We start from the raw sequence: 18,249 nt of genomic DNA on the forward strand, positions 1-18,249 counted from the left end.
GCATGGCGCACAAAAAACTAAACTTACCTCAAAAAATGTGTCCTATTTGTAGTAAACCTTTTACGTGGCGTAAAAAATGGCAGCGCGACTGGGATAACGTTATTTACTGTTCAGAGCGCTGTAAGCGAAATAAACAGGGGTAACAATTAACTGGCGCCTATTTTGCAACATCATCAGTAATTAGTGCTTTTAAGGCTTTATATAAGTTTATTTTGTAAATAACGCTTAGATAACCTGAAAAGCTTACACTCTAGCAAGGAGAAGATGATGACGATTAAAAAAACGGCAAGTTCAACATGGTCTGGCGACATTAAAACAGGCAAAGGTAGCATATCAACTCAAAGTGGCGCGCTTAATAAACAACCTTATGGTTTTAATACCCGCTTTGAAGATGAGGCGGGCTCAAACCCTGAAGAATTAGTAGGTGCAGCGCACAGTGCATGTTTTAGTATGGCGCTTTCACTTGCATTAGGTGATGCAGGCTTTACCGCAGATAAAATTGATACTAAAGCCACTGTAAGCCTTGATGAAGTAGATGATGGTTTTTCGGTGACGCATATTGCCCTTGAGGTAAAAGCGCGTATTGATGATATTCAAAACGAGCAGTTTCAAGCTTTATGTGAGCAAACCAAAAAGAGCTGCCCTATTTCAAAACTCTTAAATACCGAAATATCACTAGATGCGACACTTCAATCAGCATTTTAAATATTTAGGTTTAGATTACTGTAAATAAAGCACATTAAATTAAAGCCAAGTAAATTATTACTTGGCTTACTAATCATCAAGATACCTTTTTAGAGCTGCTTATACCTAAGACTTCAGATAATAAAGCGATCCCCATGCCAAGCGCGGGCCAAATCACCCATAAGGTGTTTGGTGATGTAATTAAATTAATTAATCCTAAAAACACTAAAGCAACTGTATACTGTTTAAAACTTTGAAATATTGTTGTTGATGTATTCATGTTTATCCTCCTGTTAATGTATAAATCTATTTTTATATAAAAACGAAATGCAAACTCCTGCCAAATGTCATTAAATAGCATGACATTAGTCATCATATTACTCACATATAAATAATCACTTATTACGTTAAAAAAAATATAAACTAATACTTTAATCTATTTGTGTTAGGATCTACCCTCAACTAACTTTAAAAATAAACATCAGAGGATGAACTAAGTGATCGAAAAATCAAAAGATTGTGAAAAAGTGACATGTAGTAATTGTGCTGACGCCAACGATCTTGAATTTGATTTTTCTATGGCTTTTCAACCGATTATAAACTGTAAAACTCGCCTAATTTATGGCTATGAAGCATTGGTTAGAGGTTTAAATGGCGAGTCTGCTTATTCAATTATTTCAAAAGTGAATGAAGACAATCGCTATGCATTTGATCAGCTTTGCCGTATTAAAGCCATTCAACTAGCTTCAAAGTTAGGCATAACATCAATGCTAAGTATTAATTTTTTACCTAATGCTATTTATAAACCTGAGCGATGTATACGCACCACACTCGAAGCTGCAAAAAAGTATAACTTTCCTATTCAAAATATTATGTTTGAATTTACTGAAGTAGAAAAAATAGAAGACACCGCACACATTAAACGCGTTGTTGATTACTACCAGTCTCTCGGATTTAAAACGGCTACCGATGACTTTGGTGCAGGTTATTCTGGTTTAAATCTACTGGCTGACTTTCAAACAGATATTATCAAGCTTGATATGGCGCTAATACGCGATATAAGCAACGATAAAAAACGCCAATTAATAGTAACTCATTGCTTAAATATGTTTCGCGACTTAAACATTACCGCACTGGCTGAAGGAATTGAAACAGTAGAAGAATATACGTGGCTAAAAAACGCAGGTGTTGAGCTTATGCAAGGGTATTTATTTGCCAAACCAAGCTTCGAAAACTTGCCTGAGGTAACCTACTTTTTTAATTAGGAAAACCTACAATATGCAAACACTTTATTACAATCATTTAATTGCCTTATAAAACTGCATTAATATAATACCCATTCTAGTAACAAGTTTACTCAATTATAAGAAGGGATACTTATGCGCTTTTTAATGCCACTCACTTTACTCACACTTATCTGCACAGCGTCTGTAAACGCTGAGCAGTCAGAATCAAAACAATGGTTTAACTCTATAAACTACGCAAAAATTGATTCTGATTATTACAGCGATGATGTGTATGGGCTATCAACTCACTATTACTTTGAGAAGCAGCAAAACTCTGGTGTTTGGGATGATTATGGCTACTTGGATACAGATAGTAATATAGGCTTAAATTATTTTAATTCAGATGGTTACAGTGGAAAAGGTATTTTTGGAGAAGGTTTTTACGGCAATGCTTTTGCAACTTTTGAACTACCTAATATTGGTGATGCCGACAACTATTCACTAGGTTTAGGTTACTTATTTGCTGATTCACTAAAAGTATCTGTACGTATGTTAGATTATGAATATAGTGATACAGTTTATTTGTTTAAAGCTCAGTATAATCATGAAATTAACGACACCGACTACATTGGTTTTACTGTTGAAACAGATGATGAAACAGAGTCGTGGGACCTATCATCACGTTACTTTGCCCACCTTTATGATGACAGCTATTTTGCTGTAAATGTTGACTATCTAGATGTTGGCGACGACTCAGTTTTTAATGTGCTCGCAAACTATTACTTCAATAAACATGTTGCAGTCGGTATTGGCTCAAACGACTCTGATTTAGTTATTGAAGGTAAGTACTTTATTAATGATAGCTACTACTTCACAGCTAATTACACTGATAATGATAACTATGATATATACAATCTTAGCTTTGTAGCCCAGTTTTAATAAACACAAAAAAGCCGCCTTGCTGGGTCTGCTCAGTTAACCAAGGCGGCTTTTACTAAACAACTATAACTACATATTACCAAGCTCTATCATCATTGCTGTGTACATACGTAAATTCAGTTCAAGTTGCTCAAGTGTCATAAATTCATGCTCTGAATGACCTGTGTAGCGCTTACCCGGCATTGAAGGGCCAAACGATACAGCATTATCAAACAGCTTTGCGTTAGTGCCACCACCTATTGATACAAAGTCAGCTTTTTCGTCGCCCGTAAAATGCTTGAAAATATCAAGCAGCTTTTGCGCATGTGGCGCGCCATCAAGTAGCATAGGTGTGCCAATAATTGTTTCTATGTTAGCAAGTGTTACATTGTTAGTAGCTTGCCAATTAGCGAGTGCATCATCAATTTGCTTTTGTAATACAGCTTCGTCTTTACCCATTGGGCGACGTGCATTTACAGCAAGTGTTAGCGCATTACCATCGCGCTCAATAACGGTTGGTGCCACTGTCATTGGGCCCATAAAGTCGTGCTTGTAAGCTATTTCGCCAAATTGTTTACCGTGAATGTCTAAACCAATTAACTGATTCACAAAGTCGATTAGCTCGCCGTCACTGTTATTTTCAAGCTTCACACCTTTAAATAACTCAGCTAAATAAGCAATAGCATTTATACCCGACTCCGGCTCAGATGAATGCGCCGACATACCTTTAACGCTTATTGCTAAACCATTACTTTTTTCACTAAAGTTAAATTCAACTTTATTTAATGTTTTAGCTTTTGCTTTTAATGTATTAATAAGTGCCGCGTCTGCATTGTGAAGCACTAAGCTGGCGTCTTCTGGAATTTGGCTTCTAAACGCACCGCCAGTTACATCCTTTACATATAAACCCGTTTGTGGTGATGTTGCATTAAAAGTAGGTGCAATTAAGCTCCAGCCTTTCTCGGCAACCACTACAGGGTATGATGCATCAATCGTTACTGCATATTTTGGTTGTTCATACGTTTTCATAAATTGAGTAAGCGGACCCCAATCAGACTCCTCAGCAAGGTAAATCATAAGCTCAATACGGTTATTAAGGGTTATGCCTTTATCTTTAATTGCTTTCATGGCGTAAAGCGCTGTTGCTATTGCACCTTTATCGTCCTCAGTGCCACGACCAACTAATTTACCAGGCTCTGATGTATCAATAATAAAAGGGCTTTGTTTCCATTTGCTAGCATTTGCAGGTTGCACATCGCCATGCGTTACTACCGTTACTTTTTCGCTTTGCTCGCCCATACCGATTAGTACGGTATAACCTAAATCTTGGTAGTCAAAACCAAGCTCTGCGGCTTTCATTTTTAAAAGTGCTTTAAAGCCAATAAAATCTTGGTTTTGTGGCGTTTTTATATTCGCTTTATTAACCGTAGGAAAGGCAACTAAATTGGTAAGAGTGTGTATTTGAGCATTTTGGTAGGTATTTACTGCGTAATCGGCAACGCTATCAATATTTTTATTTAACTGCGCATGAGCACCAAACGCAAATAAAGCAATACTGGCTAAAGCTAACTTTTTCAAAACAATTCCCATTTAATTAATAACTAAGAGTGGGAATTATAACGCTATGAAGCGCTTACTTATAGCTCTTTACGCCAAACGCGCAGATTACTTAAGCTGAATATTTATATAGCAGCTTTTATGAGGATGACTGTATAATGCGCGACTTAAAATTAACAGGGTATTTAATTGTGAACCGTCGTAAAAAAATCGTCACTAAATTTCAAAAGAAAGATAAACGCACTAACGCTAAATTGCATAAAAGCAACAAACCGTCTTATGTATCAAAAGCTGAGCGCGAAAAACTAGCTGAACAAGAAAGTAATGAGCCACAGATAATCCAAGAGTAACTTTACGTTACCTGTTGTTTTGATAATTTAAAGTGGCAAAAGTACCGACCACTTACATAACACACTACTGCCGTGGCAACTATAAGCTCAAACGTAGCTAAGTAATTAACTGCATCTACATATGGTATTGCGAGGTTTATACTTTGCATCCAATCAGCCATTTTAAATAATGCAGTTGCCCCAATAACCATTGGAAACGTAAAGGCAGCGTAGCTAGGCGTAAAAGGTCTGCGTAATAACTTTATAAATAACACATAAACAATTAGTGTTTTTATTATCGCTAATATAAATAATGCGCCCACTATAAAGAGTGATGGATTAGCTACAATATGAAAATACCCCGCTAATGTTAAACTGGCAGGCGCAGCTAAAATGGCAAGTGTTGGCTGTATTTCGTAGTCACTTTTTAATGCTAATAAAAAACGGTAAAACATAATTGGCAGCATTATAGCGTACGTTGATATACCAATAACTAACGCGCTATAAGCTAACCACGCTAATGTCGGATTTCCCGAAAAAGTAATATCTGCAATAATTATCCCCACTGGTGGCACAAACCAACTGGGCGCCATATCTTCAAAATTAAACTTTTTTACTCGCTGGTATAAAAAGCTCACCAAAAATGTGAGATGCAGCACAAAAGCTAAAACCCACATAATATCACCAGCCAATGGGTTAAATTGCCCAATTGAGTTTGAAATAACAAGATTAGCCATTGCAAATGTAGGGATCACACTTCCTGCAACTGGGTGTGCTAAATCGGCTTTTAATAAATGAGGGTGTAGTAAAAATTTAGCAGCCAAAAGTAAAACTAATAGGCTAGCAAAAACAGCTCCCAAAAATTGCCCGTAATAATTTAAATTAAAAACGTTCTCCCATGCCCACCCCATACTGGCAATACCCAAAGCTAAACCAGCCATGGCCGTTGGCGCACCCATCACTTTATTTTTAAATTGCTTAAACACTGTATTTCCTAATCATTGGGTGATGAACAAGTTACTGCTTTTTACTGCATTGCCTTAAAATAACGCTGTAAAATTAGTACAAGCGTGCTTAATAGAACGCTTTTTTCGTACAAATATTTCATAAAATAAGTTTACGGCTTACGTATTAGTTATTAATTATTAAAGCGCAAAAAAAGCCATAACGTGGTTATGGCTTTTGCTTTATTTTAAATTTGAATATGACGTTAATTAAAACGCGTAACTAACACTTACATTAAATGAACGCCCCTGCCCTGCAAGTTGTTCAAACCCGCTGCTACTACCTTGCTTAAGTGCCGCAATACTTACACCACCTAGTGGGAGTTGGTAATACTCATCAAACACATTACTCACTTCTGCGCTTAGCGTTAATGCACCCCATGTGGCTTTAGAGCTTAAATTAACCAAGCTGTAGCTGTCTGTTTGGTTTTCAAAACGATTATTATCTACACGGCTTTTAGTATCTACCCACTGCCAAGATAATGCATTTTCAAATCGACCTAGTTGCTGGCTAATACCTAGCTGGGTTTGCAGTGGTTTAATTTGATAAAGCGGCTGGTTAGTATCGTCGCGCTTGCCTCTCGTATTAGTAACATTGGCGCGTAACTGCCAGTTACCTAAATCCTTAGATTCATAAATGTTGGCTGTTAAATCTATTTTTGCACCATACAAAATGGCATCTACATTAGTGAACTGAAAAATGTTACGCGCCGTGTTGTCCAAGTCATAACTATTGAAGCTTCTTACAATATCAGCATCAATATAGTCGCTCACATCGGTATACCACACATTGGTACTTAATCGCCAACGGTCATCTTTAGCCGATTTAATATAAGTAGCACTTATTGTATGCGCAGTTTCAACGTCTAAATCAGGGTTACCAATATAACCATTACCATCGCCATACCAACCAATCATGGTGGTTGCCATGGTACTTACACCCCAACTGTATCGCTCGTATAAATTAGGCGCTCGGTTTTTACGGGCAAGACCAAATTGCAGCTCATCATAATTTGTTATTTGGTAGTTAATTAATAAGTTAGCATCAACTATGGTGTCGGTTTTATCTCCGTCGCCAGCATTAAAGTTCTCAGCAGCAATGGTATTATCTATAGATGTATCGCTCATGGACATACTTTGCATACTACTCATATCGCTCATATCCATCATACTCATACCATCGTTGTATGATTGAACCTCTCCAACGTGGGTATTAATACTTTCAATGCGTACGCCTGCGTTTAACCATAACTTTGTATTTACTTGGCTCTCAAATTCTGCAAATGCCGCTATCCGCTCTCGTTTACCGTTGTTTATATTTACGTAATCGTCTGGTCCCATCATGATTGAGCCTTCAATACCTGGCCACCAATCATCAATGCTGTAATTGTAATATTCTTGGCCGAGTAAAATACTGCTATTTTTATCAAGCGCAATACGCCATTTTAGCTGCGTACTTATATCTTGTGCATCAGTTTTCATTGGCATCATGCCTGTTTTTTCTTCACTGAAAAAACCCATTTCGTGCTTTACGCTATGCCAGTTAACTTGCCCTTCAAGCTCGCTATTTTCAAAGGAGCGCTTGTATTGAGCTATTGCACCGTAACTGGTGTTATCGGTCATATCCATATACTGATTTGCAAATCCCTGATACGGGATTTTTTGATGGGTTAGCTTTATAACTAATTGCTGTTTATCATCGCGTATAGCTGCGGTTAAACTGTGATTTTGTGCTCGGTACAATGTATCAAGTACTACGTCGCCGTTACCGTCTTCATAGCTATCTGCGTCACTAAACGAACCTTGATAATTAAGGCTAAACGTATCACTTGCTAAACGTGCACCCACGCCAAGTTTACGTCCGTTATCAACGCTACTGTACTTTGCTGACACATAACCTGAGTGCCAACCTAATTCATTGCTATCGCTATACTGTGGTGAAATAGAATTAACGCTTATTACACCGGCAATATTATCGCCGCCCGCGCTTACAGGCGATACGCCTGCAACCACATTGTAAGACGTAATTTGATTAGCCGAGATATACGAAAGTGGCGGGTTCATATGATTAGCACATGCAGCGGTAACATCTGCGCCATCAATCAACACTTTAACTCTGTCGCCCATTAAACCATTTAAAACAGGGAGGTTAGATACGCCGCCCGCTGCTGAAAAATCGACACCTAAATCACTTAATAATGATTCTGACGAGCCCAGTGCTAAATGTTTATTTTGAGCATGTCCGTGTACTTCAATAACTTCTAAAGACGTATCGTCAGCAAATGCAAAAGGTGATAAGACACCACTAATAAAAAGTGCGACAGGGGTAAGTAAGTAAATTTTTTGAGTTTTGCTTTTATAAACCATTTTTAATTTATGCCACTGTAATAATTAGCGTAATTATAGTGTGAACTGCAAAAGCAAAAGCGCGACATATTGTCGCACTTTATCAATTTAGAATGTTGTTAGGTGTGTTTAATCTAAAAGGTCATATAATAAATTAAGTATTTAACTTTGCTACAGTTTGAGAAACTATATCAGCTCCGCGCTCAATCTCTTTAATAACTTCTGACACATTAGCAATAAGCTCTCGCCCTTGCTCTGAAGAGTCTGAAACTGACGTTATTTGCTTTGATATATCGTTGGTTAACTCTTGGTTATTTTTAACAACCGTTGCTATTTCATTAGTTGAACTACTCGTACTAGCTGCCAGCTGCCTTACTTCATCAGCTACTACGGCAAAACCTCGGCCATAGTCACCAGCACGCGCTGCTTCAATTGCGGCATTAAGTGCCAGTAAATTAGTTTGATCGGCAATACTGCTAATTGTAGAAACAATGGAACCTATTACAGCGGATTGTTCATTAAGGTTTTTAATTAAATCTACCGATTTAAGTACTTGGCTTACAATCGCGTCGGAGTTTGAGACAGAGCTTTGTAATATTTCAGAGCCTTTTTTAGCAGTTTGCGCAGTAGATACCGCCGATTCATATGCTATTGCAGCAGCTTCAGTTACAGCACTATTATTTTTAATACGAGCAGTGATATTCGACGCAAACTTAATTATTTTAATTACATTACCTTTGCTATCTAAAATTGGGTTATAAGTTGCTTCTAACCAAATTTCTGAACCATCGGCGGCAATACGTTTAAACTTCCCTGACTTAAATTGCCCCTGCGCTAACTCACTCCAAAAAAGTGGATTTTTCTCATAAAATACTTCCGTACAAAACATTTTATGATGCTTACCTACGATATCTTTTAAGCTATATCCGATTGTCGTTAAAAAGTTTTGATTTGCGCTTAAAATATTACCCTCTGGGGTAAACTCTATGGTGGCTAAAGCTTTGTCGAGTGCATTTGCAATAGCTTCTTGCGCTTTTCTTTGTATGTAACTATTTGTAATATCAGAGGCTATTTTAATAACTTTGGTAACTACGCCGCGCTCTTCTACCGGGAAGTAAGTTGCTTCAAGCCAAAGTTTATCGCCATTCGCTTTATATCTTAGAAACGCTCCTGCTTTAGAGTCACCAGCCTTTAATTCTTGCCAAAACTTACTGTATTCGTGTGAGCTGGCATACTCACTTTCGCAAAACATACGATGATGCTTACCTATTATTTTCTCTTTACTGTAACCAATGGTTTTTAAAAACAATTGGTTTGCGTCTAATATTATTCCTTCAGGTGTAAATTCTATATAAGCTACATGCTTATTAATTGCAGATAATACAGACTGCTTTTGAATTAATTGAAGCTCCATTTCTTCAATTTTTGCGTTTCTTTTAGAAATACCAAACATATAAAAACCTTAAGGAGTAAATTAGGACAAACATTAGCAAATCAATGTGATATCAATATGTAACTATACTGTAAATATAAGCTTTAAATAGCCTTTCTGCTAATATTTAATACCTTATAGGCACCTGCTTTATAAATAGTTTTTTTATTTTATAAATATTAAGTAGTGTTTTCTTCTAATTAACATTTTAAAAACCTAACAAAACCACTAATTTATGCATGACTCTGTACTTTTTTTAACTTAAAATAACGCTCTCACAGACTACCCTCTCACACCAAAATTTAAGCATACATATAATATTTTCTATTCAGAATTTATTGTGCAGTTTCATTTTTAAATTAAACCTAAGGGATCATCTATGACATCAGATGTAACGTCGGCATCTAGTCAACTTAACAGAACTGCTATTTTACTCGTATTAGCGCTTGGCACATTTATTTTAGGATTATCTGAATTTTCGATGATGCCTATGCTGCCATTAATTAGCGAAACATTTGGCTCAACGCCATCACAAAGTGGTTATGCAATTAGTGCTTATGCCATTGGTGTTGTAGTGGGGGCGCCTATTTTAATGCTAACAACTGCTAATATGAGAAAGCGCAAAGCATTGCTCATTTTTATAAGCTTAATGTTTGTCTCAAATGGGCTCAGTGCAATGGCAACCTCGCTTGAGCAGTTGGTTATATTTAGATTTTTAAGTGGCTTACCTCATGGTGCATATTTTGGCGCGGCTATTTTATTAGCATCTGATATTGCCCCTAAAGGTAAACGTGCTAGCTTTATGTCAAAGGTGTTTATGGGTTTAACTGTGGCTACTATTGTTGGTGTGCCTGTTGTAACACTTGTGGGTCAAAACCTTAGTTGGCGGTATTGTTTAGCCGGCGCTGCAGTGCTTGCATTTATTGCTTTTATTTTTGTTTATAAAGTGGTGCCTAATATTGATAACGCTAAGCCTTCTAACTTACTAAACGAGTTTGGCGTCCTTAAAAACAAACTGGTTTGGTCTATTTTGGGTATTGTAATTATTGGCTTTGGCGGGGTGTTTTGTATTTATACTTACATTGCCGACACCATATTAGTGGTAACAAAAACAGCCCCATATACTATTTCTATCGCAATGGTAATGTTTGGTATTGGTTGTACGCTCGGTAACTATGTACTGGGTAAAGCTGCCGATAAATCAGCAATTAAAACGACTGGCCTTGCGCTTGTATGTACCATTGTATTTGCCTTCGCTTATGTAACGGCAAGCCATAATATTTGGGCTCTTTACGCGGTGATCTTCTTTATTGGTTGCAGTGTGGGCTTAGCTACGCTGATTCAAACGCTTTTAATGGACGTTGCACCCGAAGGCCACGCTATGATTGGTGCCTTAGTACAGTGCGCATTTAATACTGCCAATGCTATAGGCCCTTGGGTCGGCGGAATTGCAATAGCGCAAGGTGCTGCACCTAATCAAACAGGTTACGTAGCAGCTGCATTGTTTTTAGGTGGTTTGGGTATGTGGCTATTAAGTTACTTACAACTAAACAAACAGCAACCAACAGCGCAAGCTACTAATTAACTGAGTTCGAGTTAATTTAAAATACAAAAAGAGCCGCTAATTAGCGGCTCTTTTATTTTTAATTTACCTAGTAAATTAAGCGTTTAACGATGCCATATCAATAACAAAGCGGTATCGTACGTCAGATTTTTCCATACGCTCGTATGCCGTGTTAATTTCGTCAATGTTGATCATTTCGCACTCAGGTAGCACGTTGTTTTCACCACAAAAGTCGAGCATTTGTTGTGTTTCTGCAATACCACCAATAAGTGAACCTGCAATACGACGGCGACCCATTAATAATGGCACCGTGCTTAGCTCATCTACCGGACCAACTTGGCCAACAATAACTAATGTACCATCTACATCAAGTAGCGGTGTGTAAATAGATAAATCATGTTTTACAGGGACTGTATCTATAATGACGTCAAAGGCAGATTGCGAGTCTTTCATTTCGTCATCATTAGATGACACTAAATAGTGCTGAGCGCCTAATTTAACCGCATCATCTTTTTTAGACTCACTACGGCCAATTACCGTAACGCTTGCGCCCATTGCAACTGCATTTTTAACGGCCATGTGACCAAGCCCACCTAGACCAACAACACCAACACGGCTACCTTTTTGTACTCCCCACTTATGAAGTGGCGAATACGTAGTAATACCTGCACAAAGTAGCGGTGCAACGCGTGAAAGGTCTAAATTTTCTGGTACAGAAAGTACAAATTCTTCGCGTACAACAACATGCTTAGAATATCCACCTTGGGTCATTTCACCACTAACGCGGTCTTTGCCTGCGTACGTACCAACCATGCCTTCGCGGCAAAATTGCTCTTCGTCGTTATCACATTGATCGCAACTTTGGCACGAATCAACCATACAACCCACAGCAACTGTGTCGCCTTGCTTATATTTTTTAACGTCGCTACCTACCGACATAACTTTACCAACAATTTCGTGCCCAGGTACTAGCGGGTAGTCACTGCCACCCCAATCATTTCGTACGGCGTGTAAATCTGAATGGCACACACCACAGTATAAAATTTCAATTTCTACATCGTTATTTCGCAAATCGCGGCGCTCAAAAGAAAACTCTGTCAATTCAGAACCTTGGCTTTTTGCTGCATATCCTACTGTTTTCATAATAACTCCATAGTGGTTAAAAATTTAAATCATCAACAGCATAGTCCATAGCCCGTGAATAGAACCTGACAATATAAAATAGGCACAAAAAAGCCCAAACAGTGTTTGGGCTCAATCGTTAGTACTAGGGCGCTAAATTTAATTATTTTGCAAGTAAGCTGTTTAGTTCATTAATAATTGAATGAATGCGCTCTGCATTTTTTCCTAAATCACTACGCCCTACTCGCGATTTACTACGAATATCAACAAAACGCTGGCTGCCTTCATCTTTAATACGAATTACCACATCGTCTTTAAAACCAAACCATGTGGTTGTATCAGTAGCTTCTACAATACCTGTAGCCGTGTTTGCACTTACCACTGCAAAACCAAGATTTTTAACTGCTTGTTCGCTTGCTGCCATCAAATCGGCTTTAGATTGTGCAAAGCTTAACGTTGCCAGTTCAGGGTATGCTTTGCGTTGCTGTACTGCCGTTTCTTCACCTGCGTACTCTACTGGATTTGGTGCTTCAACACGCAGTGGCGCAATTGCTACAAATCTTGGTGGGTTAACTAAATCTGTTGAAATATCATGAATTGCCGGTACGCTTTTAGCTTTGTTCATCATGTTAAGTGGCATAGCAATAGCCACAACCGAAAACACAAGCGCAATAACACCACTGCTTAGCGTTAACGTTTTACGCATAAATAACGCTTGTACTATAAGTAGCACCAATGCAGCGCCACCAGCGTAAACACCAAATTTAAAACCAGCAAACGCAGTTCCTAGCTCTACAATACCAAATTTATACAAAGGCCCCGGCAGTATGACGAGTAAAAAGGCGATTAGACTAACTAAGCTCACTAAAACTTTCATTTTATGATTCCTATATTGTGTGATTTTTTATTATTAAAACAATTAAGCACTATTAAACAGTAGCTTATACTACTAACAAGCGCTTTTAGATTACTATTAGCGACTAATTACACAAAAAAGTCCAATGTTGTGTGATCAAAGTTACTCAAGTTTGGAAAAATATCAACAAGCTCAGAGCTTGGCACACCAAACCACTGAGCCAATGTGGCAAAGTACTGCTCATTAGCAACACTTGGAATTAAACGCCCGCCACCGGTATCTTGTGCGCCATCCAAATGTTGAGTTAATAGCTCGCCATATATATTGCCGCCTTTTACTGCGCCGCCCATTACTATTTGGTTCCCTGCCCAACCATGGTCAGTGCCATCGCCATTTGAGGTCAACGTGCGACCAAAATCAGACATAGTAAACGTAGTCACTTTATCAGCCATATCAAGCTCTTTCATCGCACTATCAAATTCACTTAACCCTTGAGCTAACGTATTTAATAAAGCAGGGTGCGTTGTTAATTGGTTGTCGTGGGTATCATACCCCCCCATAGAAACAAAAAACACTTGGCGTTGAGTACTCAACTTTGCCTGTACGCTAATTGTTTTAGCGACTGCGGCAAATTGCTCACTAAGGCTATTATCGCTAAATGGGGTAATAAGTGCAGGCGCGCTTTCTAACGCGCTGTTCATTGCTTGAGTGTTATTTATCGCACTTGTTAAGCCATTGGCATAAGCTGTACTTAACGGATGGCTCGTATTGCCTAGTAAGCGGTTCATAATAGCGGTTACGTGCTCGCTACGAGGTTGATACCCTCCAAACGCGTTAATACTACTAATGCCGCTTTTGTTAAGCGCAAATGCATTGCTAGCACTTCCCGTTTGCCATAAATTAGTACCGTCGAGTGATACATTAGCTGCAAACTCATCTTGTAACTCTAAACGCTCTAAAAGTCGTGCGCCCCACCCACTATTAAGTGATTGTTTTTCTCGACCATACATCCACGCAGCTTGCTGATCGTTATGCGAAAACAAATGCTTAGGCAAACCTATTGTTTTATTTTTATAGTCATTCAATGTTGTGGGAGCGAGTAAAGTACCTACCCCGCCTATAAATGCTAAATTTTGAGATTCAAACACATTTTGTATCGGTTCAAGTGAAGGATGAATACCTACGCCACCTGCAAACTGGCTTTTAATGCTTAGCTCAAGTGGGCTCTCTACCGCTAGGTTCTGCCTACTTTGCTCGTAAACACTACGTTGCTCGCCTTCAAGCGGAACGAGCATATTTAACGAATCATTCCCTCCGTATAAATACACACACACTAATGCTTTGTAATCACCTAGCTCAACAGCATTAGTCGCTCCAGTTAATGCTTGTAATTGCAGGCTCGTTAACGCGGCAGCCGATACGCTTCCTTTTACACATAACGACAAAAACTCTCTTCTATTAATGCTCATTATGCGTTCCTAATACTGCACGTTAAATTCAGGTGAAATAGCAATCATATATAATAAATACGAAACCCGTTCACGGTATTGATCTTCATTAAAGTAGGCATCTAAATCAAGTAATGCTTGGCGTGTGTCACTGCTCATTGCGCCTGCAAAATATAACGTGTTGTACTGAGTTAATAGCGCGCTAACACCGTTTTTCTCTAAAACATTCATGTCGTCTTGAATATAAACATAAATACCATTTGAATTTAGATCACTGTGTGCTTCAGCGGTACTCCACACTAAACTTGCGTAAAGCGCATTCATGGTGCCAATCAGTGTTGCATCGTTTGCTATTTGTAACTCTGGCGCAACAATACCTTCATTTCGCAAAGCTGCGGTTTGATAATCAGGCCTAAAAAAGTTAAATACCGAAGCCGACTGCATGGGCCCTTGCCCATAGTTATTTATTAAATTCCATGTTTTATAGTAACCAGCCAAAGATTTAGCATCGAGATTTCGCCAAAACTGTACGGTTTTTAAGATAGGCTCTTTAATTTTACCTTGATAGTTAAGCACTGAGCCAAAATGCCGTGCTTCATCATCTAAATATATAGCCTTTACTACAGCCGCTAAATCGCCGCGTACACCGGCGCCATTATCAACAAACACATTAGCTACTCGTTCAACGTATTGGGGGGTTGGATTTGACGTAATTAATCGCTGAATAAGTTGCTTAGTAATAAATGGCGCAACATTTTGATGGTTAAATAAATTATCGAGCGCTATTTGCAATGACTCTTCTGCTGTATAACCTTGTGGTATAACCTCGCCATTTAGTAAGGTTTTTTGTTTACTAGAATGGTACTCGTCAAATGCTTCCATTGGTTTAATATAGTCACGACTTTTACGCTTAAATGTTTCACTATCGGCAAACGTCCAACCAGTAAATACGCGTGCAAAACCCTCTATTTCGACCTGTCCGTAAGTAGCAATAGTATTACCTTGTGCATCAAGCTTGGCGCTGCCATCTAGGTTTAGCTCTTCAAGGCCAATAGTAAATAACTGCATTACTTCACGTGCGTAATTTTCATCTGGGCGAATATTAAGTGCATCGTCTGCTTTTTCGTTACCCAAATGGCTTAAGTAAGTTCCCATAATAGGCGAAAGCGTGACATCTTCGAGTAAGTCACGATAATTACCAAAGGCATGCTTTAGTAGCAAATCGTAATAAGTGATCATGCCCTCAGGTTGGCCTCTTAAGGCACTGTTTTCATCCGACACTACTAATATTTCACTTAACGCAAATGCAACACGTTGACGAAGTTGATCGTCACTTTGCATTACTGCCTTCCACCATGCGTCTATGCGGCTTATGTATTTAAAGTCATCATCGTCATTTAACTTTACTAAATAATCACGGTGATAATTAATAGGTAGCGCTATTTGTTTATCAAGCCATTGCTGCTCGCTTAAACCTTGTGCGTTTTGTATTTCACTAAGCTTAGGTCCCATTGTTGCTTGGTGTAGTAACCGTGCGGCGCTAATGTCATCCATATTATTACGTGCAGTAAAGCTTAGCGTTTTTACACTGCTTGCCCCTTCGTTATCGGTTGCTGTTACCGAAAAAGCATAATCAACAGGCTTATAACTTTGCGCATTTAGCAGTGTTACTGAAGTAGTTGTTGCCTCTAAAGGTCCACTAATTAGTTCAGGCCCTTGCGTTTGTTGCCACACAACAGATGTAATAGTGCCGTCTTTATCACTGGCTGTTGCTGTTAGCTCAATTGTTTGGCCTTTACTTAATTCACTAGGAATATCAGCGACTGACAAAATGGGGATTTTATTTCCGTTAACGGTTGGCGTATCATCGGAGCCTGAACCACCGCAAGCGCTTAGTATAAAAACCGAGCTTGCGATAAGAGCAAATTTATAATGCATGTAAAGTCGTCATCATTTGTTAATTAAAGTACGTTAGTGTGTACCGAGTTTAATGCATTTATTGAAACACAAAATTTACAATTTAACTCTTTATTTTTTGTAACCGAATCATGAACGCCCCATTAATAATGCGCTAGCAGCTGGGGTAAACAGCCAGAGCTTTATTATTTATGAAAACAGAAATTCGCTATTGTTTTGAATCTTCACAAGTTGCTAACCGATTTTTACACGAGCTCAAAGACTGGCCGGTTAACGATGTAAAAACACGACTTTTTAATGGCGGCGATAGTGTAAAAGTGACATACGAATACGACGAAAGTGGTTTTGATTACACTTGCGCCGAACTTGATGACCTTGCACAGAGCCATGGCGGGAAAGAGGTTTAGCAGGCAGTAACATAAAAGTAGCGCCTATTCTTATAATAAAAGCCAAGATCATGCCGATACTCTGCATTTAGCTGTATAGGGTGCTTTACAAAAATTAACTACCATAAAAAATAGCTATGTATAAATAGCCTTACTGTATAAAAAGCGCCATTGATACAGTGCTTCAATGGCGTAAAATTATATTTTTAGATAGAAAAAAAGCTGAAACTATTTCGCTACCGAAACTTCCACTTTCGATGAAGATGAACTCGCAAGATCCAGTACTTCATAATAATTTAAGCCATCAATTTTTTTACCAATAATAAAATAATTCATTTCATTCATCATGGTTGGGTCGCCTAAAACATCTTCTGCGCTTTGCACATCAGAAAATTGAATTGCAATTAAGGCGCCTATAAAGCGCATTACATCTTGAGATTTTAATGTCTTTAAAACTTTATTAACTCCGGCCTGAGTTGACTCAGGTGTAGAACCATCAAATCTAAAATCACTTTTTGTACTAGCGCATGCACTAAGCATTAATATTGATAGTGCGATAAGTAAATGTTTCATATATATCCTTATTTGTTATTCGTGGTACTTGCGGATCATCGCCACTTTACCATTTTCAACTTCAATCACTTCCATCATTGTGGAGGTGTATTCTATTGGCTGCTTACTTTGCGGGTGAATGCCCTTTGCATGACTCTTATAACGAATAGCAAAGCCTGTATTGTTAAACACAAATGTATTAAGCAGTGTGCTTTCAAACAACGTGTGCGCACCTAAGTAAAAACTCATACCTTTGCGCATCTGCTCTTTGCCATCAGGAGTACGTGAGTCATCCGATTGATACGGAATATGCTGATTGCCAATATCATCGGCACGGGCTAAAAGGCTAAGAAATATAATTAATAGAAAGCTTAGCTTGCACTTCATAACGATTCTTTCTAAAAAAGTATTTTTACTAAAACGACTAAATTTATTAATACATTAATTTTTTAGCGCAGCTTTTCTTGCAAGCTCTTTTATATCTTCATCGATATTGTCATCAAAAGACATTGAATAAATTCTCCAACCTTCTTTCACTTTAAAAAATTGAAATTCAAAACGAATAGGCTGCCTATCGTAGGTTACTAGGTAGGTTACATGAACAAAAAGCTCCCCAACTTTATAATCAGAAACCTTATTAATGAAATTAATTTCACCAACAAGATCATCAAGTGAGGATAGCTGTGTTTTTATCTGTTTTACCTGGTCAGGTATCGACGATACATATTTATTACTTGCGTAAATGGAATCAACAGCATCGCTTGTTTTTTCACCAGAGTACAATTCAAAAAATTTATCAACTTCTTCTTGGTAATTGTTAGCACTGACACCCGATGCGAGTAAAAGTAAAGCAGCAAATATAATTTTCATTTTTAACATTCCTTATTGTTTTTAATATAAAAACACAC

At 38.1% G+C, this 18,249-nt stretch carries 18 protein-coding genes and 1 pseudogene; 7 read left to right on the top strand and 12 right to left on the bottom strand.

The genetic code is table 11. The annotated features are described in order from the left end of the window. Positions 1–2 precede the first annotated feature (2 nt). Complete coding sequence (locus H5116_RS01685; protein WP_182695980.1) at positions 3–143, top strand: DUF2256 domain-containing protein; 141 nt, start codon at positions 3–5, stop codon at positions 141–143. 124 nt (positions 144–267) lie between these two features. After that, a complete protein-coding gene (locus H5116_RS01690; protein ID WP_024593544.1) occupies positions 268–705 on the top strand; it encodes an OsmC family protein in 438 nt (145 codons plus the stop codon). A 76-nt stretch (positions 706–781) separates the two neighbouring features. Here the strand turns inward: H5116_RS01690 and H5116_RS01695 are convergent, their stop codons facing one another. Beyond that, a complete protein-coding gene (locus H5116_RS01695) occupies positions 782–964 on the bottom strand; it encodes a 2TM domain-containing protein (protein WP_182715413.1) in 183 nt (60 codons plus the stop codon). A 217-nt stretch (positions 965–1,181) separates the two neighbouring features. Here H5116_RS01695 and H5116_RS01700 point away from each other — a divergent pair, with 217 nt between their 5' ends. After that, positions 1,182–1,949, top strand: coding sequence for an EAL domain-containing protein (locus H5116_RS01700; protein WP_182715414.1), 768 nt, complete (start codon positions 1,182–1,184; stop codon positions 1,947–1,949). Positions 1,950–2,063: 114 nt separating this feature from the next. After that, on the top strand, positions 2,064–2,849 hold the full coding sequence (locus H5116_RS01705) for a putative porin (RefSeq protein WP_182715415.1): 786 nt from the start codon (positions 2,064–2,066) through the stop codon (positions 2,847–2,849). Positions 2,850–2,918: 69 nt separating this feature from the next. Here H5116_RS01705 and H5116_RS01710 read toward each other — a convergent pair whose 3' ends face one another. Continuing rightward, positions 2,919–4,406: a dipeptidase gene (locus H5116_RS01710; protein WP_182715416.1), complete on the bottom strand. Its 1,488-nt coding sequence runs from the start codon at positions 4,404–4,406 to the stop codon at positions 2,919–2,921. 137 nt (positions 4,407–4,543) lie between these two features. On the opposite strand from H5116_RS01710, the gene H5116_RS01715 reads away from it, so the two are divergent. Continuing rightward, positions 4,544–4,735 carry a DUF2986 domain-containing protein gene (locus H5116_RS01715; protein WP_182715417.1) on the top strand — a complete coding sequence of 64 codons (192 nt, stop codon included), beginning with the start codon at positions 4,544–4,546 and terminating at the stop codon, positions 4,733–4,735. A 2-nt stretch (positions 4,736–4,737) separates the two neighbouring features. Here the strand turns inward: H5116_RS01715 and H5116_RS01720 are convergent, their stop codons facing one another. The 3 genes from H5116_RS01720 to H5116_RS01730 all read right to left on the bottom strand — a co-directional run bounded on the left by H5116_RS01720 (position 4,738) and on the right by H5116_RS01730 (position 9,517). Further along, entirely contained in the window at positions 4,738–5,700 is a 963-nt protein-coding gene (locus H5116_RS01720) for a TDT family transporter (RefSeq protein ID WP_182715418.1), read from the bottom strand. A 228-nt stretch (positions 5,701–5,928) separates the two neighbouring features. Beyond that, positions 5,929–8,085 (bottom strand): TonB-dependent receptor, encoded by a 2,157-nt coding sequence (locus tag H5116_RS01725; RefSeq protein ID WP_182715419.1) that lies wholly within the window; start codon positions 8,083–8,085, stop codon positions 5,929–5,931. 133 nt (positions 8,086–8,218) lie between these two features. Continuing rightward, a complete protein-coding gene (locus H5116_RS01730) occupies positions 8,219–9,517 on the bottom strand; it encodes a PAS domain-containing methyl-accepting chemotaxis protein (RefSeq protein ID WP_170072037.1) in 1,299 nt (432 codons plus the stop codon). Positions 9,518–9,875: 358 nt separating this feature from the next. Here H5116_RS01730 and H5116_RS01735 point away from each other — a divergent pair, with 358 nt between their 5' ends. Continuing rightward, positions 9,876–11,081, top strand: a complete 1,206-nt coding sequence (locus H5116_RS01735) for an MFS transporter (protein WP_007581242.1) — start codon at positions 9,876–9,878, stop codon at positions 11,079–11,081. A 75-nt stretch (positions 11,082–11,156) separates the two neighbouring features. On the opposite strand, the gene H5116_RS01740 is transcribed toward H5116_RS01735, so the two are convergent. From H5116_RS01740 to H5116_RS01755, 4 genes are all read right to left on the bottom strand, one after another. After that, positions 11,157–12,203, bottom strand: coding sequence for an NAD(P)-dependent alcohol dehydrogenase (locus H5116_RS01740; protein ID WP_076925125.1), 1,047 nt, complete (start codon positions 12,201–12,203; stop codon positions 11,157–11,159). A 142-nt stretch (positions 12,204–12,345) separates the two neighbouring features. Continuing rightward, a complete protein-coding gene (locus tag H5116_RS01745) occupies positions 12,346–13,059 on the bottom strand; it encodes a DUF1499 domain-containing protein (RefSeq protein ID WP_182715420.1) in 714 nt (237 codons plus the stop codon). Between the two features lie 107 nt (positions 13,060–13,166). Further along, the gene (locus H5116_RS01750; protein WP_182715421.1) at positions 13,167–14,507 is read right to left on the bottom strand and encodes a DUF1501 domain-containing protein; all 1,341 of its coding nucleotides are present in this window, start codon (positions 14,505–14,507) and stop codon (positions 13,167–13,169) included. Positions 14,508–14,516: 9 nt separating this feature from the next. Then, positions 14,517–16,424 (bottom strand): DUF1800 family protein, encoded by a 1,908-nt coding sequence (locus H5116_RS01755; protein WP_182715422.1) that lies wholly within the window; start codon positions 16,422–16,424, stop codon positions 14,517–14,519. A 170-nt stretch (positions 16,425–16,594) separates the two neighbouring features. On the opposite strand from H5116_RS01755, the gene H5116_RS01760 reads away from it, so the two are divergent. Beyond that, the gene (locus tag H5116_RS01760) at positions 16,595–16,810 is read left to right on the top strand and encodes a hypothetical protein (protein ID WP_002958138.1); all 216 of its coding nucleotides are present in this window, start codon (positions 16,595–16,597) and stop codon (positions 16,808–16,810) included. Positions 16,811–17,017: 207 nt separating this feature from the next. Here the strand turns inward: H5116_RS01760 and H5116_RS01765 are convergent, their stop codons facing one another. From H5116_RS01765 to H5116_RS01775, 3 genes and pseudogenes are all read right to left on the bottom strand, one after another. After that, positions 17,018–17,362, bottom strand: coding sequence for a hypothetical protein (locus H5116_RS01765; RefSeq protein WP_182695038.1), 345 nt, complete (start codon positions 17,360–17,362; stop codon positions 17,018–17,020). Between the two features lie 15 nt (positions 17,363–17,377). After that, positions 17,378–17,695 (bottom strand): annotated as a pseudogene (locus H5116_RS01770) (nuclear transport factor 2 family protein); the annotation flags it as partial. A gap of 87 nt (positions 17,696–17,782) precedes the next feature. Further along, a complete protein-coding gene (locus H5116_RS01775) occupies positions 17,783–18,211 on the bottom strand; it encodes a hypothetical protein (protein WP_182715423.1) in 429 nt (142 codons plus the stop codon). Positions 18,212–18,249: the final 38 nt, after the last annotated feature.

The sequence above is a fragment of the Pseudoalteromonas sp. SG45-2 genome, from assembly GCF_014164115.1.
GTDB classification, from domain to species: domain Bacteria; phylum Pseudomonadota; class Gammaproteobacteria; order Enterobacterales; family Alteromonadaceae; genus Pseudoalteromonas; species Pseudoalteromonas distincta.